21 protein-coding genes are annotated in these 22,277 nt (G+C 71.2%); 13 read left to right on the forward strand and 8 right to left on the reverse strand.

What is annotated here, in order from left to right:
* The first annotated feature begins 2 nt into the window (after positions 1-2).
* The gene (locus tag WMF28_RS05610; protein ID WP_437601030.1) at positions 3-377 is read left to right on the forward strand and encodes a YkgJ family cysteine cluster protein; all 375 of its coding nucleotides are present in this window, start codon (positions 3-5) and stop codon (positions 375-377) included.
* Between the two features lie 18 nt (positions 378-395).
* On the opposite strand, the gene WMF28_RS05615 is transcribed toward WMF28_RS05610, so the two are convergent.
* Together WMF28_RS05615 and gpmI are read right to left on the reverse strand one after the other, a co-directional pair.
* The gene (locus tag WMF28_RS05615) at positions 396-1,853 is read right to left on the reverse strand and encodes a protein kinase domain-containing protein (protein ID WP_437601031.1); all 1,458 of its coding nucleotides are present in this window, start codon (positions 1,851-1,853) and stop codon (positions 396-398) included.
* Positions 1,854-3,485: a 2,3-bisphosphoglycerate-independent phosphoglycerate mutase gene (gpmI, locus tag WMF28_RS05620; RefSeq protein WP_437601032.1), complete on the reverse strand. Its 1,632-nt coding sequence runs from the start codon at positions 3,483-3,485 to the stop codon at positions 1,854-1,856.
* A 297-nt stretch (positions 3,486-3,782) separates the two neighbouring features.
* Here gpmI and WMF28_RS05625 point away from each other — a divergent pair, with 297 nt between their 5' ends.
* The 3 genes from WMF28_RS05625 (at position 3,783) to WMF28_RS05635 (ending at position 5,318) form a co-directional block, all read left to right on the forward strand.
* Positions 3,783-4,349, forward strand: coding sequence for a Uma2 family endonuclease (locus WMF28_RS05625; RefSeq protein WP_437601033.1), 567 nt, complete (start codon positions 3,783-3,785; stop codon positions 4,347-4,349).
* Between the two features lie 385 nt (positions 4,350-4,734).
* The gene (locus WMF28_RS05630) at positions 4,735-5,175 is read left to right on the forward strand and encodes a hypothetical protein (protein ID WP_437601034.1); all 441 of its coding nucleotides are present in this window, start codon (positions 4,735-4,737) and stop codon (positions 5,173-5,175) included.
* Positions 5,172-5,318, forward strand: a complete 147-nt coding sequence (locus WMF28_RS05635; protein ID WP_437601035.1) for a hypothetical protein — start codon at positions 5,172-5,174, stop codon at positions 5,316-5,318. The genes WMF28_RS05630 and WMF28_RS05635 overlap by 4 nt, the downstream gene beginning before the upstream one ends.
* Positions 5,319-5,443: 125 nt before the next feature.
* Here the strand turns inward: WMF28_RS05635 and WMF28_RS05640 are convergent, their stop codons facing one another.
* Positions 5,444-6,388, reverse strand: coding sequence for a hypothetical protein (locus tag WMF28_RS05640; protein WP_437601036.1), 945 nt, complete (start codon positions 6,386-6,388; stop codon positions 5,444-5,446).
* Between the two features lie 601 nt (positions 6,389-6,989).
* Between WMF28_RS05640 and WMF28_RS05645 the strand changes: the two genes are divergently transcribed.
* The 4 genes from WMF28_RS05645 (at position 6,990) to WMF28_RS05660 (ending at position 10,484) form a co-directional block, all read left to right on the forward strand.
* Positions 6,990-7,379 (forward strand): hypothetical protein, encoded by a 390-nt coding sequence (locus WMF28_RS05645; protein WP_437601037.1) that lies wholly within the window; start codon positions 6,990-6,992, stop codon positions 7,377-7,379.
* 198 nt (positions 7,380-7,577) lie between these two features.
* The gene (locus WMF28_RS05650) at positions 7,578-8,126 is read left to right on the forward strand and encodes a hypothetical protein (protein WP_437601038.1); all 549 of its coding nucleotides are present in this window, start codon (positions 7,578-7,580) and stop codon (positions 8,124-8,126) included.
* Positions 8,123-9,118, forward strand: a complete 996-nt coding sequence (locus WMF28_RS05655; RefSeq protein ID WP_437601039.1) for an HTTM domain-containing protein — start codon at positions 8,123-8,125, stop codon at positions 9,116-9,118. The genes WMF28_RS05650 and WMF28_RS05655 overlap by 4 nt, the downstream gene beginning before the upstream one ends.
* A 121-nt stretch (positions 9,119-9,239) precedes the next feature.
* A complete protein-coding gene (locus WMF28_RS05660; protein ID WP_437601040.1) occupies positions 9,240-10,484 on the forward strand; it encodes an acyltransferase family protein in 1,245 nt (414 codons plus the stop codon).
* Between the two features lie 44 nt (positions 10,485-10,528).
* Here WMF28_RS05660 and WMF28_RS05665 read toward each other — a convergent pair whose 3' ends face one another.
* Both WMF28_RS05665 and WMF28_RS05670 read right to left on the reverse strand, forming a co-directional pair.
* Complete coding sequence (locus tag WMF28_RS05665) at positions 10,529-13,831, reverse strand: S8 family serine peptidase (protein WP_437601041.1); 3,303 nt, start codon at positions 13,829-13,831, stop codon at positions 10,529-10,531.
* Between the two features lie 60 nt (positions 13,832-13,891).
* Positions 13,892-14,140 carry a hypothetical protein gene (locus WMF28_RS05670; protein WP_437601042.1) on the reverse strand — a complete coding sequence of 83 codons (249 nt, stop codon included), beginning with the start codon at positions 14,138-14,140 and terminating at the stop codon, positions 13,892-13,894.
* Here WMF28_RS05670 and WMF28_RS05675 point away from each other — a divergent pair.
* Positions 14,139-14,624, forward strand: coding sequence for an NUDIX domain-containing protein (locus tag WMF28_RS05675; protein WP_437601044.1), 486 nt, complete (start codon positions 14,139-14,141; stop codon positions 14,622-14,624). The genes WMF28_RS05670 and WMF28_RS05675 overlap by 2 nt on opposite strands.
* A 514-nt stretch (positions 14,625-15,138) precedes the next feature.
* A complete protein-coding gene (locus WMF28_RS05680) occupies positions 15,139-16,095 on the forward strand; it encodes a hypothetical protein (RefSeq protein WP_437601045.1) in 957 nt (318 codons plus the stop codon).
* A gap of 159 nt (positions 16,096-16,254) precedes the next feature.
* Here WMF28_RS05680 and mdh read toward each other — a convergent pair whose 3' ends face one another.
* Positions 16,255-17,196 (reverse strand): malate dehydrogenase, encoded by a 942-nt coding sequence (gene mdh / locus WMF28_RS05685; protein ID WP_437578648.1) that lies wholly within the window; start codon positions 17,194-17,196, stop codon positions 16,255-16,257.
* Positions 17,197-17,327: 131 nt separating this feature from the next.
* Here mdh and WMF28_RS05690 point away from each other — a divergent pair, with 131 nt between their 5' ends.
* Together WMF28_RS05690 and purS are read left to right on the forward strand one after the other, a co-directional pair.
* The gene (locus WMF28_RS05690; protein WP_437601046.1) at positions 17,328-18,290 is read left to right on the forward strand and encodes a phosphoribosylaminoimidazolesuccinocarboxamide synthase; all 963 of its coding nucleotides are present in this window, start codon (positions 17,328-17,330) and stop codon (positions 18,288-18,290) included.
* A gap of 56 nt (positions 18,291-18,346) precedes the next feature.
* Entirely contained in the window at positions 18,347-18,595 is a 249-nt protein-coding gene (gene purS / locus WMF28_RS05695; RefSeq protein WP_437487201.1) for a phosphoribosylformylglycinamidine synthase subunit PurS, read from the forward strand.
* 20 nt (positions 18,596-18,615) lie between these two features.
* Here the strand turns inward: purS and WMF28_RS05700 are convergent, their stop codons facing one another.
* Together WMF28_RS05700 and WMF28_RS05705 are read right to left on the reverse strand one after the other, a co-directional pair.
* Positions 18,616-19,530, reverse strand: a complete 915-nt coding sequence (locus WMF28_RS05700; protein WP_437601047.1) for a hypothetical protein — start codon at positions 19,528-19,530, stop codon at positions 18,616-18,618.
* Positions 19,531-19,675: 145 nt separating this feature from the next.
* On the reverse strand, positions 19,676-20,590 hold the full coding sequence (locus tag WMF28_RS05705; protein WP_437601048.1) for a hypothetical protein: 915 nt from the start codon (positions 20,588-20,590) through the stop codon (positions 19,676-19,678).
* A 298-nt stretch (positions 20,591-20,888) separates the two neighbouring features.
* Here WMF28_RS05705 and WMF28_RS05710 point away from each other — a divergent pair, with 298 nt between their 5' ends.
* Positions 20,889-21,974: a hypothetical protein gene (locus tag WMF28_RS05710; protein ID WP_437601050.1), complete on the forward strand. Its 1,086-nt coding sequence runs from the start codon at positions 20,889-20,891 to the stop codon at positions 21,972-21,974.
* Positions 21,975-22,277 lie beyond the last annotated feature (303 nt).

Consider the following 22,277-nt stretch of genomic DNA (forward strand, 5'->3'; position numbering starts at 1 on the left):
ACGTGGTCGTCCCCGAGTGCACCGCGTGCGGCACCTGCTGCTTCTCGAGCCTGCCCGAGTACATCCGGGTGTTCGGCTGCGACCACGACCGCATGGACGATCGCGCGCGGGGGCTCACGCACTTCATCGGCAACCGCTGCTACATGCGCGTCGAGGACGGCCACTGCGCCGCGCTCAGGCTCGACGCGGAGCTCGGGCGGTTCTTGTGCTCGATCTACGAGATGCGGCCCGACTGCTGCCGCGCGCTCGAGCGCGGCAGCGGCGCGTGCCTCGGCGAGCTGCACGAGAAGCGGGAGCGGCCGCTGATCGCGCTCGACGCGCTCCGCCGCCGGGTCGTCGGCGAGGGCGGCGCGGGGCAGGGTGGCGGCGCCGCGTAGGCGCGGTCGGCCTCGTCGTCAGGGCGAGGCGTCCCTGTCCTCCACCGGCGGCGCGCCCGCGTCGAGCTCGCGGCGGTCGATCCGCATGCTCACGTCGAGCGTGACCGTCTGCCGGGCGGAGACGGTGATCGTGCGCTTCTCCTCGGGCGCGTTCGGGTGCCGGAACGTGACGTAGTGCCGCCCCGCCGCGAGCGGGATCGGCCGCGCCATCGGCGTCACGTCGACGAGCTCGCCGTCGATGACGATCTCCGCCCACGGCCTGGCGAGCACCTTCAGGTAGCCGCGTTCCTCCGAGCTCGCGCCGGACTGCCTGGCCTCGGCGCTGGGCGGACCGACCGCGGCGTGCTCGCGGAAGCCGAGCTCGATGAGCGCGCCGCCCGCGACGACAAGCGCGAAGATGCCGCAAAGCCGGGCCACGTCGGGCGCGAGCGACGGCGCGCGGCGCCGCTCGGCCGCCGGGCGGACGGACGACGCGGGCGTCGGCGGCAGCTCGTCCCCGCCGAGCTTCGCCGCCGCGAGCGCCCTCGCGATGGGCGCGCGCGGCTGCGGGTGACCGCGCTCGGCGAGCTCCTCGGCCAGCGCGTCCGCGACGGCGCGGCCGTTCTCGTAGCGCTGCTCCGGCTCCTTCTCGAGGCACCGGAGCACCACCCGCTCCAGGCCGCGCGACACGTCGGGCACGAGCCCTCGCAGCGGCTGCGGCGGCGCGCTGCGGATTCGGTGCGCGACGGCCCGGCCCTCGGCCCACCGGTCGTCCTCGCGCGGCGCGTGCGACGCGCGGGGCGCTCCGGGCGCGCCCGGCGCCTGATTCGCGTCCGCCGGCTCGGCCTTCGGCGCGTCGAACGGGCGCACGCCGGCGAGCATCTCGAACAGCACCACGCCGAGCGTGAACACGTCGGCCTGCGGCCCGGTCTCCGCCCCGAGGATCTGCTCCGGCGCCATGTAGTCGGGCCGCGCGAACGTGTCGCTGCCCTCGAACGGCTCGGGCAGCGACGGCAGCCGGCCGTCGTGGGCCGCGGCGAACTCCAGGATCTTCACGCCGCCCGACGGCGAGATGATGACGCGCTCGGGGCGCAGCTCGCGGTGCACCACGCCCCGCTCGTGCGCGTGCCCGAGGCCGCGCGCGATCTCCAGCGCGATGGCCGCCGCGGCGCCCTCGTCGAGGCGGCCGGCGCGCGCGCACAGCGCGGCGAGCGTCGGCCCCGAGAGCGGCTCGAGCACGAGCCAGATCCGGTCCTCGTCGCGGTGGAAGTCGTGGATGTCGATGATGTTCGGGTGCCGGATGCGCGCGAGGATCTTCGCCTCGCGCTCGAGGCCGGCCGCGAACGCGCTCGCGGCAGACACCGTGGGCTTCAGCGTCTTGATGAGCGCCGCCCGGCCGAGCTCCGCGTGCTCGGCCCGGTACGTGACCGTGAGCGCTCGCGCCGAGACGGCCTCGCGCAGGATGTACGGGCCGAGCTGCCTCTCCGACGTGACCACTTACCGCTGTCGGACGCGGAGCGTGCGCCCCGTCATCGCCGCGGGCTGCGGGAGGCCGAGGATCTCGAGCATCGTCGGCGCCACGTCGCAGATCCGACCGCCCGACCGGAGCACGACGCCGGGATCGTTCTTGTTCAGGTAGTAGAGCGGCACCGGGTTCAGCGTGTGGGCGGTGTGGGGGTTGCCGTGCTCGTCCTTCATCTGCTCGCAGTTGCCGTGGTCCGCGGTGATCATCAGCGCGCCGCCGGCCTCGCGCACGGCGTCCGCGATGTCCCCGAGCCCCTTGTCGACCGCCTCGACGGCGTGGATGGCGGCCTCGAGGATGCCCGTGTGCCCGACCATGTCCGGGTTCGCGAAGTTCACCAGGATGAAGTCGTACTTCCCGCTCTTGATCGCGGCCACGACCTCGCTCGCGACGCCCGCCGCGCTCATCTCGGGCTTCTGGTCGTAGGTGGCGACGTCGCGCGGCGAGGGCACGAGCTTCCTGTCCTCGCCCGGGAACGTCGCCTCGCGCCCGCCGTTGAAGAAGTACGTGACGTGCGCGTACTTCTCGGTCTCCGCGCACCGCAGCTGCGTGAGCCCGGCGCGGGAGATCACCTCGGGGAACGACTCGGTCACCTCGTCCTTGCGGAACGCGACCGGCAGGTTCAGCGTCGCGTCGTACTCGGTCATGCAGCTGTAGCAGTGCTCCTGGAAGGCGTAGACCGGCTTGCCGCGGTCGGTGAGGAGCTCCTCGACCTCGGGCGGCAGGTTCCGCCGCGTGAGCATCGCCGAGAGCTCGCGCATGCGGTCGGGCCTGAAGTTGACGGAGAAGCCGACCTCCTCGCCCCACCACTCCCAGCGCGGCTCCTTCGAGGCGAAGTCGGCCATGAAGTCCCCCTTGATGCCGCTATAGTCGCCGATGCGGACGGGCTCGACGAACTCGTCAGTCTTCCCGAGCGCGTACGACTGCTGGATCGCGTCGAACGCGGAGTCGGCCCGCGGCGCCTCGCCGCGCACGATCGCCGTGTAGGCCTTCATCACGCGGTCCCAGCGCTTGTCGCGGTCCATGGCGTAGTACCGGCCCGACACGGTGCCGATGACGCCGACGCCCTCGAGCGCCTCCTGGATCTTCTCGACGTAGCCCCACGCGCTCTTCGGCGGCGTGTCGCGCCCGTCGAGGAAGGCGTGCAGGACGACGGGCACCTCGTGGAACTTCGCGAGCTTGAACAGCGCGAAGAAGTGATCGAGCGACGAGTGCACGCCGCCGTCCGAGACGAGGCCGAACAGGTGCAGCCGGCACTTGCGGTCCTGCGCGATGCGGAACGTCCGGTCGATGACCTCGTTCGAGCCGAGCTTGTCCTCGGCGATCGCGACGTCGATGCGCGAGATGTCCATCAGCGCGATCCTCCCCGCGCCGAAGTTCAGGTGGCCGACCTCGCTGTTGCCCATCTGCCCCACCGGCAGGCCGACGTCGGGGCCGCTCGTCCCGATCAGCGTCTTCTGCGCGTCGCGCTGGATTGCGTCGAGGTGCGGCATCTTCGCGAGTGCGATCGCGTTCTGGTCCTGCTCTTCGCGCTCGCCGAATCCGTCGAGGATGCAGAGGACGAGCGGGCGGGGGCGTTGACTGGGAGAAGGTGCGGCTTCGCTCATGGCGGCGGAATCTACAACGAAGCCGCGGCGATCGGGGGGGGCTGCTCGGGGAATTTCGACCCGCCCCGGGCGCCTCCCGGCCGAGGCCCCGGGCGCGCCGGCGGCGGGCGGGGCAGGGGGGGCGGCCGGATGTGGCGGGGGCCGCAGGTGGCGGCAGCGCAGGCAGCCCAGGCGGCCGGCGGAGGCGGCGGGCGGCCCAGGTGGCGGCAGCGCAGGCGGCCCAGGCGCCGGGCGGCACAGGTGGCGGCAGCGCAGGCGGCCAGCCGCTGCGCGCGGCGTGCGTGCTAAGTTCCGACCATGTCTGACTCCGGTCGTCGCGCCACGTACCAGGACGTCCTCGACACCCCGCCGAACCAGGTGGCGGAGATCCTGAACGGCGTGCTCCACGCGACGCCGCGGCCGTCGCTGTCCTGCCGCAACGTCACGTCGGTCCTGGCAGGCGAGCTCTACCTTCCCTTTCGCCGGGGCATCAAGGGGCCTGGCCGGTGGGCGTTGCTTGTCGAGCCCGAGCTGCACCTCGGCGCCGATCCGGACATCGTGAACCCCGACATCGCCGCGTGGCGCCGCGACCGGATGCCGCAGATCCCGATGCGGAACGCGGCCATCTTCCTCGCGCCCGACTGGGTGTGCGAGGTGATCTCGCCGTCCACCGAGGCGCTCGATCGCGGCGACAAGATGGAGATCTACGCGCGCGAGCTCGTGACGCACTACTGGCTCATCGACCCGCGGCTCCGGCGCCTCGAGGCCTATCGCATCGACGGCGGGCGGTTCGCGCGCGCGGGCGCGTGGGAGGGCGACGTCACCGTGCGCGTGGCGCCGTTCGACGCGGTGGAGATCGAGCTCGGCGTCCTCTGGCAGGAGTAGCGCCCGGAACGGCGCCGCAGCAGCGCCGGGCGCGTCGCGTGCCGCAACCGGCAGCCCGGGATCGATAAGCTGCCTCCGGGCCAACGTTGGCCCCGAGAACGGCAACGCCGCGCCCGGAGCCGGGCCAACGTTGGCCCCGAGAACGGCAACGTCGCGCCCGGAGCCGGGTCAACGTTGGCCTGTGCCGCGGAGCTCCTGCGCTGCGTCGCCTCGGCGCGGGCCTCGCGCCGGCGCCGCGGCCGGAGCGCGGCCTCGCGGGGCAGAGCGCGCCGTCCGGAGAGGTGGAGCGCCTTCCGGGGGACGGCGAGCCCGGCGAGCGGAGCACGAGCGCGGCAACCCGCGGGGAGCGCCGCGCGGGATCTCGCGCGCGGCGCTCCGGAGGGCGATGGCCGAGCCCGCGCGGCTGCCCTGGGATCGGCCGGTGCGCGCCGTCGGGATCGGGGAGCTGCCGGAGAGCCTCGTGAAGGGCGTGCCGCCGGTGGACGGACCGCCGTTAGAGCGGGCGATGGTCGAGTTCCAGATCGGCTCGGGCTCGCTGCTGGTGCGGGACGCGGAGGGGGCGTTCTCGTTCGTCCACCGGTCGGTGCTGGAGTGGCTCGTGGCCGAAGCCGCGGATGACAAGAAGGTAAGAGTGTGGGAGGTCGAGAGTGGATGGTCCCTTTGCGTCCTCGAGGGCCATGGTAATGCAGTGATGAGCGTTGCGTTCAACCCTGGTGGCCAGACGCTGGCCTCCGGATCGGGTGACAGCACCGTGAGGTTGTGGGAAGTCCGAAGCGGTCGAGCTACCGGTTCGGCGGCGACATCGCCGGCTCCTTCTGGCACGTGATCGGCCTCTGCCGCTTCGAGCCCGGCGAGCTCGATCCCTACCTGCCGAGCCCCCTCCGCCTCCCCGACGGCGAGCCCCTCATCGCGCTCCCGCTCGCCGGTGCGCCGCCCGCGAACGGAGCGGCACCGGCGGAAGACACCTGAGCCGCGCCGATCGGCCGACTTGGGAGCCGCCGTGTTCCGTCGCACGCGCCGCAGACCGCGCGCATGTCCGGGTCGTGCGCATGCTCTCTGGAAGCAACGTCGCTCCTCGTGAGCGGCGCAGGCACCTACTCCTGCGGCTCGCCGCGGCGCAGCTTCTTCGCGATCAACTCCCGCACTTCGGGCGGAATCGCGCGCAGGATCTCCTCGGGCGTGAGCCCCTCGAAGCGCTGCTCGGGCGTGAGCCCCTCGATGCGCTGCTCGGGCGTCAGCTTCGCGAGCAGCTTCTCTGGCGGCAGCTGCGCGACCATCTGCTCCAGCACCTCTTCGTAGCTCTGACGAGCCAGCTCGTAGTCCTTCATGGCCATGGTGCCCCGCTGCCTCCGGAACTGTTCGACCTGCTGGTACAGGGCATTATACACCTGGGTTTCCTCCGGATCCAGCGGCATGATCTGCCCCGCTCCCTTCAGGTACGCCCGGGAAAATGTGTAAAGCAGATGCTCCGTGGGGCTTTGCCGGCAGGCCTCGCGTGTCTCCACGCCGTGGAGCAGCAAGCCGTTGAGCTCGCCCCGCCAGAGACCCCTTCCCACCGGCGCGAAGGTTCCGCGGTGGCGCTCGACCTGCCTGGCGAAACCCGCGGGAATGCGGTCGGCGATGACCATGAGGCACAGCTCGTCCGGGTCGAGCAGCTTGTTGTGCCGCATGTACAGGGCGCCGTAGGCGAGCAGGGTCAGCACGTCCTCGGGCTCCAGGTCGTCTGTGGGGCCTTTGTGCTCGATGAGCGTGTGATGCCGCAGGTGACCGAAGATGCTGTGGAGCTTGCGCGCGTTCCCGGCAGGTTGGTCGACCAGACGCAGGACAACGATGTCCACCCGGAGGGGCATGCGGTTCAGCAAGAGCTCGGGAGAGAGCCGCCAGCCGCTGGGCAGGTAAAACTCGAGCAGGGCGACCAGCATGGGGTGCCAGGCAGTGACGCTCTCGAGCGGAGGTGCTTCGGGCTCGTCCATGACGCAATGTGCCTGTAGTTCGTAGCAGCGTCCGAGGCCAGGAGAAATCATGATGATCCTGCTCAAGGTGCATGAAAAATAGTGTATCGATTTGCGCACGACGGCGAGATGTAGAACGTAATGAGTGTGCTGGTGCGGGGGATACGCATCCCGCGCGACAGGTGATTGCGCGTCAGTGCGCAGCCGCCAGCGGCACGCTCAGCGCGAAGCCACGCTCGGCGCCCTGCGCGAGCACCTGAAGCGCGACCGCCGCCGGCCTTGAGCGGAGGACCGAGCAGAGGCGTCGGGCTCGCCTTCGTGGTCGCCCGGCCAGCCGAAGGCGCCGCGCTCCATCGTCGGTGGCCGTCGTGATGTGTGTCGACCGGCGTTGGCATCCGAGAACGGCAACGTGGGCCTCGCGTCGGGCCAACGTGAACCGATCCGCTTTGCTGGAATGTGCGGAGGCACCGATCCGAGCCGCCGCTCTCTCCACTCTCCCGTCACACATCGCCTATCCCATCCTCGGGACATCCGACCTGAATGGGCCCCTTGTCGGATTTGTCGCCCAGGCAGCAGCAGGAACGACCGTCCGCCGAGCACAGGCGGGGCGTGCGGCTTGCATCAACGTCGATGACGTACGGACATGTCCGGCGCTCATGGTGGGCAGCCATCACACGGGGGATCTGACATGAAGCGAATCAATATCGTCGGCATCGTTGCCGCGCCGCTCGCGTGCATCGCGATCGCGCCGCTCGCCTCGGCTGAAACCACGACGCCTATGGAGGAGCTCGTCCTCGTCGAGGAGACACGAGCTCCCGTCGCCGCGGATACATCCAACGATCGTGCCTCGCGCCAGTGGCACTGGTACGGCGGGTGGCATGGTCGCTGGCACGGCGGCTGGCATGGTGGCTGGCACGGCGGGTGGCACGGCGGCTGGCACGGTGGCTGGCACGGCGGGTGGCACGGCGGGTGGCACGGCGGCTGGCACGGCGGCTGGCATGGTGGCTGGCACGGCGGGTGGCATGGTGGTTGGCACGGCGGCTGGCATGGTGGCTGGCACGGTGGTTGGCGCCGCTGACGTTGCCGGCGGCGGTCCGATGTGGCGCCTCGCACCCTGGATGCGGGAGCCCGCGGTGAGCAGGGCGGAGCGCTGAGGGCACCGGCGTCCAGGCGCCGGCGCCACGGGCAGGGAAGCTGGCCTCAGGCCTGCTTCCCCGCTCGTTTTGTCTCTCAGGCTCGCAAGAGCTCGTCCACGGGCACGAACGGAGGAAACTGCATGGGAGGGAAACCGAACCGCCGCGGCCGCGCCGCAGCCCTGGTCGCCGCCGCGGGCCACCTCGGACTCGTCACGATGGGGGCCCTCCAGATCCACCCGCAGGGCGACGGCTGGCCCTCCCGGGCGATCGCCTATTACGGCGCGCTCTCCGGGGCCGAGAGCGGATATGCCTTCTTTGCTCCCAGCGTCACCCCGCTGCCCAGGGCCAATTTCCACGTCTCGGATGCCACCGGCGCGACAACCACCGATGCGCTCGAATCCGGAGCCAACCGCGAGACGGAAATTCGAATCCTGAACATCATCACGCCTTTTTTGAGAAATGAGGATCCGGCAATCCAGCGCTCGATCGCCGCGTCCTGGGCAGGCAAGGTGCTCGCGAGGCACCCCGGTGCCCAGAGCGTCGCCGTCCGGCTGGAAACCTGCGACCTGCCGTCGATGTGGGAGTACCGAGAGGGGAAGGCGCCCCGCTGGAACCTGCACTACGAGGCGAAGTTCATGCCCCGGTCCAGGCCGCGAACCCCTCGGGATGCGAACGGAGGTGTGCTGTGAACGGCCACGCGATCGGCCTCCACGCGTCGGCGACAGGCCGGGGCCTCGCGCGCGTCCTCGGCTCGATCGAGCGCTTCGCGTTCGCTCCCGCCTCGGCGGCGCCCCTCGCGGCCCTCCGCGTCGGGCTCGCGGCCGTGCTCCTGCTCCAGGCGGCGCTCGTCGCGCCTGCGCTCTTCGAGCTCCTCGGTCGGTCCGGGATCCTTCAGGAGCCTCTGCGCGACCTGTTCGCGAGGACCGAGCTGCCCAGCATCGGCTGGCCCGTGGCGCTCCTCGCCCCGCTCGGGATCGGAGAAGACACCGTCATCCTGGGCACAGGTTTGATTTACGTGCTCGCCCTCGCCGCGCTCCTCGTCGGGTGGTGGACCAGGACAGCAGCGGTGGTCGCGTGGCTCACCCACCTGATGCTGATGATGACGGCGAACTCCACCGTCTACGGCGCAGACAGCTTTGCCAACATCTTTCTCTTCTATCTCGTCTGGATGCCCTCGGCGGCCGCCTTTTCCCTGGATCGCCGGTACGGGCGCGTCGAGGGGGCGCCCACGCCAGGGGCCCGGCTCGGGCTGCGCGTGGTGCAGCTGCACCTCTGCATCGCCTACCTCACCGGCGGGCTGGGAAAGGCGGCAGGTGAGCAGTGGTGGAACGGAGAGGCGATCTGGCGATCTGTCATGCTGCCGGAGTACCGCCAGCTCGACTTCTCCTGGCTGGCCAGCCATCCCTGGCTCGCGGCGGCCATGGGGTGGACGGTGCTGCTCGTGGAGATCGGCTATGCATTCCTGATCTGGCCGCGCCGCACGCGGCGGGCATGGGTCGTCGCCACCGTGGCGATGCACGTCGGGATCGCCCTGTTCATGGGCCTCCTCGTGTTCGGGGCGATCATGATCGTGTTCACCATCGCCGCGTTCGCCGTGCCGTGCGAGCCTCCCGGAGCGACGGCTGCGGCAGGCGCGGCGCCGGGTCAGGACGCTGACGCCGCCGCGGGCCGGGTCGGCTGAGCGCCGCCGCGGGCCGGGTCGGCGCTCCCTTTTTGTGCGACGCCTGAGCGACGGCCATCGCTACCGCGGTCCTCCCGAGGCCGGGCTTGCAGGCCGGAGCCTCGCCGTCGAGAATCCCGCCATGATCAAGCAGGCAGCGCCGGCAAGCGCAGCGGCCCGCCCAGGGCGCCCGCAGCTCGACGCGCTCACCGGGCTCCGCTTCCTCGCGGCGCTGCACGTGGTCACGTTCCACTTCGGCGTGTCGGCTGCCGCCTCCTCCGGCTCCGCGGTGGTCGAGAGCGTCGCGCGCATGGGCTTCATCGGCGTGGGCCTCTTCTTCGTCCTCTCCGGCTTCGTGCTCGCATACAACTACGCTGGCGAGGACGGCGGCCTCCGCGGCGATCGCCGCAGCTTCGTGGTCGCACGGTTCTCGCGCATCTACCCGCTCTTCGCGTTCGCGCTGCTGCTGACGGCGCCGATCTACCTCGCGCAGCTCGTCGAGCTCTACGGTCCGCGGGTCGGCCTGGTGCGGGCGGCGCTGACGGGCGTGCCCGCGCTGCTCATGCTGCAAGCGTGGACGCCCTTCACGCTCTCGTCGTGGAACGGGCCAGGCTGGTCCCTCTCGGCCGAGGCCTTCTTCTATCTCACCTTTCCCTGGATCGTCGCTCGCCTGCGCTGCACGACGTGGCGACAGCTCGCCGGCATCGGCGCGGCCCTCTTCGTCGCCGCGATCGCGGCGCCTCTGGCGCTCTTCATCACCGGGCGCTTCCTGCCGCTCGAGGCGACGACGGTCCGCCTCCTCGGCGGCGCGCTCACCCTCCAGGATCTCGGCGAGCGCATCGTCGGCTTCAACCCGCTTCTGCGGCTCCCGGAGTTCGTCTTCGGCATCTGCCTCGGCAAGTACTTCCTGGCGCGGCGGGCCCGCGGCGCGACGCTCGGCGGCGGCACGGGCGCGTGGCTCGCGGCGGGCTCGTCCGCCGCGCTCCTCGCGATCTTCAGCGTCGTCGGCCACTTCCCCGACGTGCGCTACGTGCTGCAAAACGGCATGTTTCCGCTCTTTGGCCTGCTCATCCTCGGCCTCGCCGAGGGCGGCGGCGCCCTCGGCCGCGTCCTCTCCACGCGGGCCATGATCCGGCTCGGCGAGGCGAGCTACGCCGTCTACATTCTGCAGACGCCGCTCTGGCACCTCTTCGCCAAGGCGGTGCTCTCTCCGGAGGTGCGGGCCGAGCGCAACGCGAGCGCGCCCGCCTACCTCGCGTTCCTCGCCTCCCTGATCGTCGCCTCGCTCCTCGCCTACGGCCTCATCGAGGCGCCGGCGCGCGAGTGGCTCAAGCAGCGCCTCCGCGTCGGTCGCGCCCGCCCCGTCCCCTCCGCGCTCGGCACCTGATCCGCGCCGGGGAGCTGCCGAGGGCAGCTGCCCGACATCGCCCATCAGCACAGCTGCCAGATCTTCACGGTGCGCGTGACCGGCGCGGAGCGGTTTCCTCCGGAGTCGATCGCCTGGAGCGTGATCCTGTGCGTATCGCCGACGCACTCACCCGAGTACAGCCGCGCGATCACGCTGTTGCCAATCCCGAGCTCCGCCGGCTGCTCGGTGATCCGGTCCGTGGTCCAGACCAGGCCCTCGCCGCTCAAGGGGCCGTCCTCGGTGTCCGTCGTCGAGCCGACCAGCGTCACGTCCTTGAACCACCTGGATCGCTCCCTGTCGTAGCCGTCCCACGAATCGAGCTCCAGATCCCCTGCGGGCGTGACGATGCTCGCGACGGGAGCGTCGTCCGTGCAGGTCCTCGCGGAGATGAGCACGCTGTCGAGCGGCGCCGGGTCGTCGTAAGCGAGGAGCTCCACGTGAAAGCTCCCCGCCGCGAACGACGTCGTGAGGGATCTGCCCGTTCCATGGCTCGCGCCGTTCGCGACCCACCGGATCCGGGCATCCGGCACGACAACGGGGTCGAACCCCGGGAACAGGACCTCGGCCATCAAGGTCATCTCCTCGTTCGCGCAGACCTCCACGGCGCTCGCCGGACGGGTGATGACCCCGAGCGGCCGCGCCTGGACGGGCGCGGAGGCCGTGACCTTGTAGACGTTGTCTTCGCCCATCGCCGCCCCCACGGAGAACACGACGCGCGCTCCCGCCTCGGCGACGACGCGGTAGGTGCGCCGCGTGGACGAGGCGCTGACCGCCATCAGGCGACCCCGGCCGATCGTCACGTGCCCGTAGGTCGTCGCGTCGGGCATCTCGAGCGTCACCGTGACCTCCTGCGGCCTGGCCGGGGAGGCCGGCAGCTGCAGCCGGTAGAAGTCGACGTCGGGGGCCGCGGTCATCGGTTGAGCGGCCGGCAAGGTCAGGATGGTCCCGCTGATCGATCGCCCGAAGGGCAGCGGCGTCGCCGTCTCGGCGGTGTCGTTCCGCGCGACGATCTCGCTGTAGTTCAGCGACGTATCGGCGAAGCCCATGGCCACCACGTCCGGCACGTCGGCCGCGGCCATGACCGCCGCGAGCGGGTTCACCAGCTTGCGGCGCCGCTCAGGCTGATCGGCGTAGCCGAGCGCCGCGAGCTCGGCGTTGCTGAACGTGTTGTCCGGGGACAGCAAGATCTCCTTGATGCGCGCGACGATCCGGGAGCGCTCCGCCGCGCTCATGCCCTCGGAGCGCGGGTTCAGGCGGGGATTCGCCGCCTGCATGTTCGCGATGACGCCGGTGATGAACGGGGCGGCGGCGCTCGTGCCGCCGAGCGGCCTTTGAGGCACCCGCGGAGAGTCGATGTCATCGACGCTCTGGGGCGCGAGGTACGCCGTGGGGACGGGGGCCCAGACGTCGACGCGGTCTCCGTAGAACTCCAGGTTATCGAGCCCCTCGCCGACGGCGCCGGCCACGATCGTCTCCGGGATCATGGCCGGGACGATGCCCCAGCGCTCCGTCCTCGGGTCGCTCAGGTCGACGAGGGCGCGCACCACCGCAGGGAGCGACCCGCGGGACAGCGTGTTGCCGGCGATCGTCACGACCGGGACGCCGGCGCGGGCCGCGCCGCGGACGCCGGTGCTGATCGGGCCCTTCAGGTCGCCGAACGAGAGCGTCGCGACGCAGGCCCCGGTGGCGGCGGCGGCCGATCCCGCGACGACGGCGCACACGATCGGGCCGAGGATCGGGATCGCGCCGGCTGCCGCGCACGTGAGCGCGGCGGCGGCGTGCGCTCCCGCCGTGACGACGCTGCAGAGACCGAGGCGGCCTTCCGGCGAGCAGATGTCGACGTCGGGGCCGATGTTCGTGAGGATCCGGCACGGGTACCCGCCGCTGATGTTCACGACCGAGGCGCCGTGGGACACGGCGAGCTGAACGCCGCGCCCCATCTCGAACGCATACGCGGCCGTGTCGTACTTGTAGAGCATCGGGACGGCGACCTGGCCCGCCACGCCCGCCGAGCCGATGCCGTTGTTCACCTTCGCTCCGATCGTCGCGACCACGCCGGTCCCGTGCCACGACCTGGCGCCGAAGAGGCTGTTGCCGACCGTCGGAGGCCCCCACGCGGCACCGGGCCCGCAGCGATGGCCGCCGAACAGGCCCCCGGTCATGTCGCACGCGACGAGGTCGCCGCGCTCCGGCCAGCGGACATCGTCGGTCGGCGCGAACCCCATATCGAGGACGGCGACGTTGATCCGCTCCTCGTCCTTCTCCCACAGCGCGTTGAACGCCCACACCGCCGGGACGTTCTCCACGCAAGGTCGGCTCGCGTCCCCCGGCACGCAGGGGACCTGGCCGCCTCTCGCCGGGGCCATCTTCATCGCGTGCGTGAGGTGGCGCTCCTCCGTCGCCGAGATGGCGGGCGCTCCCTGCAGCTGCAGGCGCGGGTTCACCGCGACGAGGTAGCCGTCGAGCTGCAGCTTCATCGCGAGCGAGGCGATCTGCGTCGCGCCGGCGTTGCTGGCGTGCAGCGGACCGTCTTCCCCGAGCAGCGCCCGCAGCGCGGTCACGTCGGAGGCCCGCTCGCCGCCCGGGTCGACGTCGACGAGCACCGCGTCGCGGCCCCCCGCGTCCTCGCTCTCGAGCGTCGCCTTGACGCTCCCGCCGGTATCCCTCAGGAACGCCTCGAGCTCGTCGTCGTCGGCAGGGTAGACGATGAGCTCCCGCGTCGCGATCTGCACGGGCAGCCCTCCCCTGGGGAGCAGGGTGCCGTTCGGCTTCGCGCCGGCGCGGCCCTCGTCGTCGCCCATCGCGACGCCGGCGTCGACGATCGGCGCTTCCGCCGCAGGGTCCGCGAGCAGGGCGAAGTCGAAGACCACGTCCTCCTCGATCGCGCCCGGCGGCGTTTGCGTCTTGTCGACGAAGTACTGCGCATAGAACAGCTTTCCGGGCTGTGCGCTGAGCACGCCGTCGTCGAACGCGCGGCTCCCGTTTGCCTGGACGTGGAGGGGGGCCGTCGAGGCGAAGCCGGCGCGCGAGGCGACGAGCTCGATGAGCTCCACGTCGCCCGTCTCCGGAGCGGCGAGGGCGACCGTCAGCGGCCCGGGGCCGAGGTCGACGCCCCCCGGATCGAGCGTCACCGACAGCGCGTCGCCGGCATCGTACACGACGCGGTCGAGCCGCAGCGCGAGCCTCGGTGGCCTCTCGACCGGGGAGAACGTCGAACCCCTCGGCGGGCTCGGCGCATCGCCATGGCGATCGCCGTCTCCGGAGCTGCAGGCCGCGATGGCCACGCACGCCAGCGAGATCCACCGGAAACACGGGAGCTTGAGCATGGACTCCTCCTCCTGGGGTGGGCTCGGCATTCGCGGAGAGCCCGCAGAGGCGCTGGGGGGTCAGCGAGAGCGACGGGCGGCGACGCGGGCCAGCGCCGCCGACATGGTGGTTGCCGCGATGCGCTGGCCTGCGCTGCGCTGCGCTTCGCGCACAGCGTCGAGCCGTGCGCCGATCTCTCCGTCACAGGCGGTAGGAGCAAACGCGGTGCCGCCCTCCCGTGCCGCGATTTCACGGCCACCGTCCTGCCGTCGAGTGGCCACCTTATGGTGAGCGGCGTTTCCGGATAAGCTGTCGACCGGAACGATCATGCCCCGCACAGCCATCCCGACCTGGTGCTTCGCCGTGGTGCTGGTGAAGCGCGGGCAGCGCTTCCTCCTGGTGCACGAGCGCAAGCACGACCAGCTCTGGTATCTGCCGGCGGGCCGCGTCGAGCTCGGGGAGACGTTCGCCGAGGCGGCGCGGCGCGAGGCGCTGGAGGAGACGGGCGTCCCGGTGGAGCTGGAGGGCATCCTGCGCATCGAGCACAGTCCGACCCGCTTCGGGTCGCGCTTCCGGGTCATCTTCCTCGCGCGCCCTGCGGACGGCACCCCGCCGAAGAGCCAGCCGGACGAGCACTCGCTCGAGGCGCGCTGGGTCACGCTGACGGAGCTCAGGGCCTTGCCGCTGCGCGGCCCCGACGTGGCGTCGCTCTGCGGCGACGTGCTGGCCGGGGCGCAGGTGTTCCCTCTCTCGCTGCTCGGGGCCGAGGGGGAGCCTCTCCTCGTGAGCGGGCGCGCGCCGGCCGACCGCTGACCCGGCGCCCTCGGTGCCGTCGCGTCTCCGCTGCGGTGCGGGGGCGCGCCCTCGCGGCGGCGCGCCGCTGCCCCTGCCCCTGCCCGCCCCGCGCCGAAGGAAAGCCACGCCCGTGATCGGACACCGCCGCGGCGCGCCCGACCACCGCGCGCGAGCGCTCGAGCAGCGAAGAGGGAGCATCGTTGAATTAAATTCGGACTCTCTTCTTTCTCTGGGTCTTTTGGATTCGCATCATGCCCGCGTGCGATCTGGACACAGGCGATCAAGCCGTGCAGAGTCACGGCATCTCGAAGTCGACCGGAGGACGGTGCAGATGCGCGTAGTTAACACAGGCAGCATCCCCGCGAACGAGTCCCTCAAAGCGGATGAGCGCACCCTGCTGGGGCTGTTCAAGGATATCCGGAAACACGCGGAGCTCTCGGCATTCTTACCGGAGGCATGTCGCCTGTCCCTGAGATGGGTGCGACTCGCCTCCGGTCAGCCGCTCAGGCCTCGTCAGCTCCCCGGCAAAGGCATGATCGTCATCACCGACGGCTCCGGCGAGGTCATCGGGGCCTCGGCCCGGAGGGTCCAGGCGGGAGACGTCGTGCTGGTCCCTCCCGGCGGGCTGCGCGGGCTCGTAGGCGGGGCGCCTGACGGGCTCTCCGCGATATCGATCCACTTCGAGGGAGAGGGCGCCCGCTGGGACACGCCGTGCCTGTGCGCGACGCTCGCCCCGGGCGGCGCGGGCGATGGCCCCGCGGAGGGGACGGCCACTCCGCTGGATCGCCTCATCGAGGAGAACGAGGCCCACGCGCGAGAGTTCGCCGTCAGCCCCCTGATGCAGCTCATCCGATCCGAGCGCGCCCTCGCGGACGACGTGAAGCGACGGATGCTCGGCGCGCTCCAGATCTGGTCGAACGCGTTCCAGAAGGTCCTGTGTGCCAGGGTCGTGTTCGAGTCGCACCCGGCCGCGATCAAGATCGCCGAGCGTCACCTGGCCGACGAGGTCGGACACAACCGGAGGCTCGCCCGGATGCACGGCCCGTCGCGCTTGCCGTCCTGGGACCGCGGCATCGCCGCGGCGTCGTCCTGGTTCATCGAGCGGATGGGCTCGGCGTCCAGCGAGGAGCGGACCGTCCTCATCCACTTCGTCATCGAGCGCTGCGCCGACATCCTCCTCAGCGCGGCCCAGCAAATTTTCCCCGACTCGGACTACTTCGCCACGCACGCCGAGGTGGACGCCGAGCACTTCAAGCTCGGGTACGACCTCCTGAAGAGCTTCCCCGGCTTGGACGTCGCCCCGCTCCAGGGCGCGCTGACCGAGGGCTGGCAGATGATGAACCTGATCTGCCAGCGCATCAGCGACATCGCCGAACGCGGCTGCGACGCGACGGCGGATCTCCCGGCGGCCTGGGCCGGCCCCGGCGAGCTCGCCGGCGCCTCAGCGCGCGAGCTCGCGGCGCTCGCGATGGCTCCTGCCGCGGAGTGAGCTGCGGACGTCTCGGATGGCGTGAGGGGAAGAGAGGAATCACAGAGAGGCACAGAGAGCACAGAGGAAAGAGATGAGATCCTCCTCTCTTCTGTGGTCTCCGTGCCCTCTCCGTGGCTCCTTCTCTTTCATGAGCCCGGAATCGATCCGGGCAGGGCGTCAGCTCGCGGCTTTCACCACGTCGGTGATGCCCTGGACGCTCTTCGCGCTCTTCGCGAGCATCTCTTTCTCTTCCGCGGTCAGCGACAGCTCGACGATCTTCTCGATGCCCTTGCCCCCGAGGATGACCGGAACGCCCATGTAGATGTCCTTGTAGCCGTACTCGCCGTCGAGGTACGCCGCGACGGGGAGCAGCCGCTTCTGGTCGAGCAGGAAGCTCTCGGCCATCGCGACGGCGCTCGAGGCGGGCGCGTAGTAGGCGCTCGTCCCCATGAGCTGGACGATCTCGCCGCCGCCCTTGCGGGTCCTCGCGATGAGGGCGTCGAGCTTCTCCTTGCTGATGAGCTCGGTCGCGCGCACGCCGTTGATCGTGCACGCCGAGGGGATGGGCACCATGTCGTCGCCGTGGCCGCCGAGGACCATCGAGCGCACGTCCTTCACGGACACGTTCGCCTCGCGCGCCAGGAACAGCTGGAAGCGCGCGCTGTCGAGCACGCCCGCCATGCCGAGCACGCGCTCGCGCGGGAAGCCGGTGCGGCGCTTGAACTCGTACACCATCGCGTCGATCGGGTTCGAGATGACGATCACCAGCGCGTTCGGGCAGTGCTCCTTGGCGCCGTCCGCCACGCTGCGGATGATCGGCAGGTTCGTCGCGACAAGGTCGTCGCGGCTCTGGCCCGGCTTGCGCGGGATGCCGGCCGTGATGATGAGGACGTCGGCACCGGCACAGTCGGCCCAGCTCGAGGTCCCCTTGATCGACGCGTCGTAGCCGAGGACGGCGCCGTTCTGCTCGAGGTCGAGCGCCTTGCCTTTCGCGAAGTCGGCCTTCTGGGGGATGTCGAAGAGCACGACGTCCCCGAGCTCCTTGCGCGCGATCAGGGCCGCGAGCTCCCCGCCGATGTTCCCGGCGCCGATGAGTGCGATCTTCTTTCGGTTTGCCATGGGCGGCCCTTTACCACCCCCCCGGCCGGAGACCAACGGGGGTCCCGGGCGGGCCGCGGAGGGGGAGGAACTCGGCCGGCGTCTACGGAAACCTGTCGACTCGCCCCGCGAGGCCGGGTAAGCCGCGCCCCATGGTCACCGAGGACGATCTGCGCACCGCGCTCGGCAGGGTGCTCGAACGCACCTCGCTCGCGGGCCCCTTCGCCCGCTACGAGGGCAAGGTGCGGGACTGTTACACGACGCCGGACGGCCGGCGCCTGCTCGTCGTCACCGACCGCATCAGCGCCTTCGACCGCGTGCTCGGCACGCTGCCGCTGAAGGGGCAGGTGCTGAACCGGCTCTCCTCCTTCTGGTTCGAGCGCACGCGGGACGTCGCGCCGAACCACATGATCTCCCAGCCCGACCCGAACGTCCTCGAGGCGATCGAGTGCACGCCGCTGCCGGTCGAGATGGTGGTGCGCGCCTACGTGACGGGCGTGACCTCGACAAGCATCTGGACGCACTACACGCGCGGCGAGCGCGTCTTCTGCGGCCACCGGCTCCCCGACGGCCTCCGCAAGAACGAGCGCCTGCCGCGGCCCATCCTGACCCCGAGCACCAAGGCGCCGAAGGGCGGGCACGACCTCTCCGCCTCGCGCGAGGAGATCCTCGCCCTCGGGACGATCGCGCCGGGCGACTTCGACGCCGCCGCCGGGATGGCCCTCGCGCTCTTCGAGCACGGAGCCCGCTTCTGCGCGGATCGGGGGCTCATCCTTGTCGACACAAAGTACGAGTTCGGCAAGGACCGGAACGGGAACATCGTCGTCATCGACGAGATCCACACCCCCGACTCGTCCCGCTTTTGGTTCGCCTCCACCTACGACGAGCGCTTCGCGGCCGGCCAGGACCCGGAGTCCTTCGACAAGGAGTACGTGCGCCGCTGGCTCGCCGCGCGCGGCTTCCAGGGCGACGGGCCGATCCCGCCGATCCCCGACGAGGTCCGGATCGAGGCGTCCCGCCGCTACATCGAGGCGTTCGAGCGGATCACCGGCGCGGTGTTCGTCCCCGACCTCGAGGACCCGGCCGTGCGCATTCCGCGCAACCTTGGAGTGTAGGTGGGCGCGCCCGCGCCCGTGCTAGCGTCGCGAAAAGAGCGCTTGGAGCAAAGCCAGTGAAAGCCGTCGTCACCGTCCGACTGAAGAAAGAGGTCCTCGATCCCCAGGGCGACGCCGTGAAGCGCGCCCTCACCTCGCTCGGGTTCCCCGGCGTGAAGGGGGTGCGCGTGGGCAAGATCATCGAGATCGAGCTCGACCCCTCGCTCGGCAGCGCGCCCGACCTCGAGCAGCGGCTGAAGAAGATGGCGGACGAGATGCTGGCCAACACCGTCATCGAGGACTACGAGGTCACGCTCACGCCGTAGCCTCGCCGCCGCGCGGCGGTTCAGGCCTCGGGCGCGACGAGCTTCTTCGCCCAGAGGATGGCGTCCTTGCGGGTGCGGCCGACGACGAGGTGGCGCGCCAGCACGGCCGAGCGGCGGAAGCCGTTGGCGAGGAGGGCGGCGCACAGCTCCTGGTCGTCCGCGGGGGCGAAGGTGAACGTGCTCACCGCCTTCTCCTCGACGAGGCGATCGCACAGGGCGCCGATGGCCGCCGTCGTGGCGAGCCGCTCCGCCTCGTGGCGCGGCGAGGAGAGGATCTCGAGGAACGAGTTCCCGAAGCACGACTGCATCTCCCACGCCGCGTGGAGGGTGAAGCCGCCCCGCGCGGAGAGCACATAGCCCGTCCGCACGGCGTCGCGCCCGAACGGCTCGAAGCCCGTGAGCGCCCGCCCGGTCCGCTGCGCGACCGCGACGGCCCGCCGCAGCTCGACGGCGCTCGCCGGCGCGATCTTGATCGCGGGCAGCGGCCGCCCCTCGCCCTCCCGGAGCAGCCGCCTCGCGCGGGCGATCGTGCGCTCCGCGAGCAGGACCGCCGGCGAGCCCGCCCTGTCGTCGCCCTCGTCGTCGCCGCCCTCCTCGCTCCGCGAAGGCGACGTCTCGGACACGACCGCCCCGAGGATCCAGGCGTCGCTGCGCTTGTAGAACCCGGGGATCGAGCCTTCCCGGACGAACCCGAGGCGGGTCCAGGTCGGCACCTCGTCGCGCTCGACCAGGGTGTAGATCTTCTCGACCCCCTCGCGCTTGGCGGCCGACAGGACGAAGTTTCGCTTCGACGGGGTCGGCCCCGCCCGGAAGTCGATGATGCGGAGCGTCCGGTGCCGTCGGTTGACCAGGAGACAGAGCGAAACAGCGTCGTTCCGGAACAGGAGCTCGTCGACACCGCTGCTCGACGTCGAAGACAAGTTTCTCGCTGCCATACCCCTCGTGCTCGGCGAAGGCGTGAAGCCTCAGGTCACGCGATCATTGCAGAATTGCAATTTGCAAATCTGCAATGCCCGTAGCAGCCGGGGCCCACAGCGTCAACGATGTCGGTGAAGCCGGGGAATGGGAAGCGGGGGAGGGTCAGGGGGGAGCGGCGAGCCGGCCTGCGTCGGTCGGCTTGACCCCGAGCGCCACGAGCGACTCCTTGAGCTTGGAGCGCTGGAGGGAGATGCGGGTCGGCATCCCTCCGGAGATCTTGAACGTCTCGAGGAAGTTCACCCCGCTGTCGAAGCGGGCGGCGAAGGTGACGCTGTCGTTGTCGACGACGACGGAGATCGGCGCGCGCTCCTGCCCGATGAGGAGGAGCAGGGTCTTGTCGTAGGGCCCGCCTCGCTGGGAGGCGTCGACGAGGACCAGGCCTGGCTCGACGCGCTCGTAGCGGAGGGCGATCCGGCGGGTCTCGGCTTCCATGGTGGCGAGCTCGGAGCCGGCCTGGTCGATGGGGGTCCAGAGCGACGGGTCGGAGAGGCCTGACGCGAGGTGCCGGACGATGAGGCCGAAGAGGGCCTGGTCGCGGGGGCGGGCGCGGAGGGCGCGGTCCATGCGGGTGGCGGCGGGGCCCGGGACGCCGATGCGGGTATCGATGGCGCGGGCGTCCTCGTCGCAGCCGGGGTAGGGCTCGACGCCGCCGCGCATCCACTTGGCGCCGCTGGCGAGGCCGTCGAAGTCGACGTGGCAGACGAGGGTGTCGACGCGCCCGGCGCGGGCGACGACCTCCGGGGTGATCATCTCGGGGCAGGCGCCGTGCTCGGCCTTGGTCGACAGGACGAAGCGGGGGTCGCCCGCGAAGCGCGCGTGGTGGGCGCTGTCGTGGTGGTCGACCCAGGCGCCGAGCCGCGGCCCGAGCTCCTGGATGAAGGGGAGCGTGACGGTCTCGAAGCTCTTGCCCCCCGCCTCCGAGGCGAAGGCGATGTCGAGCACGGCGACGTTGCCGCGCAGATCGCGGGCGCGCGGGAGCTTGCGGGGGGAGGCGAAGGCGAGATCGAATGCGTGCATGGCGTAGCTCCGGGGGAGGCGGGCAGCGTCCAGCCGGGCTACCCGGCGCGTGCCGCGTCGGGCGCCTTGCTCCATACACCCGAAATGACGGAAGCGCTGCGACGGAGACCTTTCTCGGGCGAGGCCTGAATGATCCGCTAGGATGATCCGACCAACGGCAAGGACGGCCCGGGGCGCCCGGGCGGTCTTGCCGTACGCCGCCGCGCAGGAGGCCGACGGCACCAGAGAGACTCGACAGGAGGGGACCGCGCCCGGGATCGCCTCGAGCGGGACTGCCCGTCTACGTCGGAGGAAGTGGATGAGAAGCGACGTTCTGGGACTTGGTCTTCTGGCTCTTGGGGCGGTGCTCTGCGGTGGAGGGCTCCCGGGAACGCCGGCCATCTCCGAGGCGAGGGCAGAGCCCGCTCAGGTGGCGGTGTCGGCCGCGCAGGTGACGGGGGCAGCCGCGCAGGCGGCGGTGTCGGGACCGACGTGCAAGCTGAAGGGGACGGCGCCGGTGAACAAGGGCGCCCGGCTCCACGACGCGCCGAGCGGCGGCCGGGCGATCGCGAACTTCACCGGCGCGCTGGTCCCGATGACGCTGAGCGCGATCCCGGCGGACCCGTCGGCAGGCCGGGCGAGGCTGAGCACGTCGGAGGGCTCGCCGGCGCTCCGGCTCGACGGCTACATCGCGCCCTCGGACGTCGCGGTGTACACGACGCGCGACATCCCGGTCATCCAGGGGCACATCTGGATCTCGAGCGCGCAGAAGGTGAAGCTCGTCGCGGCCACGGGCGACTCGCTCCGCGCCGAGCTCTCGATCTCCGGGTCCGAGCGGCAGACGGCGAAGGGCTCGGCCGCGTGCGACGCCTTCTCGCTGCAGCGCAGCTCCCCCGTGAAGATGGAGGTCCCCGGCAGCGCCCGCGGCTACCTGATGAAGACGTCGACGATCGAGCTGCTCGATCGCCCGGACGGCGACGTGATCTTCACGCTGAGGATGCTGGAGGGGACGGCCCAGCTCTTCTGGAGCACCGAGGCCAAGTCCGGGTTCGTCCACCTGATGTCGCGGGGCGACCTCACGATCGACGCCTGGGCGCGCCTCAAGGATCTGGAGCCGCTGAAGAAGGGCGAGATCATGGATCAGTACATCCCGCCGACGACCGCGGTGGCCGGCGCGCAGCTCGCGCTCGACAAGGCGCCGCCGATCGTGAAGGCGATGCGGGCGATCCCGGTCCGCGCGCGGCGCGACGTGAAGGAGAAGGCGGTCGGCGAGATCGAGGCCGGCGCGGAGATCTACCTGCTCGAGACGGTGGCGGGCTGGACGAACGTGCTCCCGAAGGCGCTCGGGATGACGCCGCCGGACGAGGGCGGCTTCTGGATCCCCGCCGCCGAGACGCCGAAGTAGCGAGGGCGCGGGCCCGCCGCGGCGCGCGGTGGGCCCGACCGGACGACGCGGCGCAGCGCGGTCGGGCGCACCGTGGCGCCCTGGACGAGGGGCTCAACTCTCGAGAGCCCGGCTGCCCGACGCGACTAGTTCCGCCCGCCAGAAGTCCGGCCAGGGTCGGCCGGACTTCTGCGCCGCTTCGCGGCGGCTTCGCGCGGGCGGCCCTAGTTTTGTTTCCTCGGGGCTCTGCCCCGAACCCCGGCGCCCGCTTCGCGGCCGCCCTAGTTCCGCGCGTCAGCAATCCCTGGCTGGATTTCTGACACG

Source organism: Sorangium sp. So ce590, assembly GCF_051521365.1.
Classification (GTDB): domain Bacteria; phylum Myxococcota_A; class Polyangia; order Polyangiales; family Polyangiaceae; genus Sorangium.

Coding starts and splice junctions, on each gene's coding strand:
- gpmI (WP_437601032.1), bottom strand. CDS start 3,485: ATGAGCGAAGCCGCACCTTCTCCCAGTCAACGCCCCCGCCCGCTCGTC.
- WMF28_RS05625 (WP_437601033.1), top strand. CDS start 3,783: ATGTCTGACTCCGGTCGTCGCGCCACGTACCAGGACGTCCTCGACACC.
- WMF28_RS05630 (WP_437601034.1), top strand. CDS start 4,735: ATGGCCGAGCCCGCGCGGCTGCCCTGGGATCGGCCGGTGCGCGCCGTC.
- WMF28_RS05645 (WP_437601037.1), top strand. CDS start 6,990: ATGAAGCGAATCAATATCGTCGGCATCGTTGCCGCGCCGCTCGCGTGC.
- WMF28_RS05650 (WP_437601038.1), top strand. CDS start 7,578: ATGGGAGGGAAACCGAACCGCCGCGGCCGCGCCGCAGCCCTGGTCGCC.
- WMF28_RS05660 (WP_437601040.1), top strand. CDS start 9,240: ATGATCAAGCAGGCAGCGCCGGCAAGCGCAGCGGCCCGCCCAGGGCGC.
- WMF28_RS05665 (WP_437601041.1), bottom strand. CDS start 13,831: ATGCTCAAGCTCCCGTGTTTCCGGTGGATCTCGCTGGCGTGCGTGGCC.
- WMF28_RS05675 (WP_437601044.1), top strand. CDS start 14,139: ATGCCCCGCACAGCCATCCCGACCTGGTGCTTCGCCGTGGTGCTGGTG.
- WMF28_RS05670 (WP_437601042.1), bottom strand. CDS start 14,140: ATGATCGTTCCGGTCGACAGCTTATCCGGAAACGCCGCTCACCATAAG.
- WMF28_RS05680 (WP_437601045.1), top strand. CDS start 15,139: ATGATCGTCATCACCGACGGCTCCGGCGAGGTCATCGGGGCCTCGGCC.
- mdh (WP_437578648.1), bottom strand. CDS start 17,196: ATGGCAAACCGAAAGAAGATCGCACTCATCGGCGCCGGGAACATCGGC.
- WMF28_RS05690 (WP_437601046.1), top strand. CDS start 17,328: ATGGTCACCGAGGACGATCTGCGCACCGCGCTCGGCAGGGTGCTCGAA.
- WMF28_RS05700 (WP_437601047.1), bottom strand. CDS start 19,530: ATGGCAGCGAGAAACTTGTCTTCGACGTCGAGCAGCGGTGTCGACGAG.
- WMF28_RS05705 (WP_437601048.1), bottom strand. CDS start 20,590: ATGCACGCATTCGATCTCGCCTTCGCCTCCCCCCGCAAGCTCCCGCGC.
- WMF28_RS05710 (WP_437601050.1), top strand. CDS start 20,889: ATGAGAAGCGACGTTCTGGGACTTGGTCTTCTGGCTCTTGGGGCGGTG.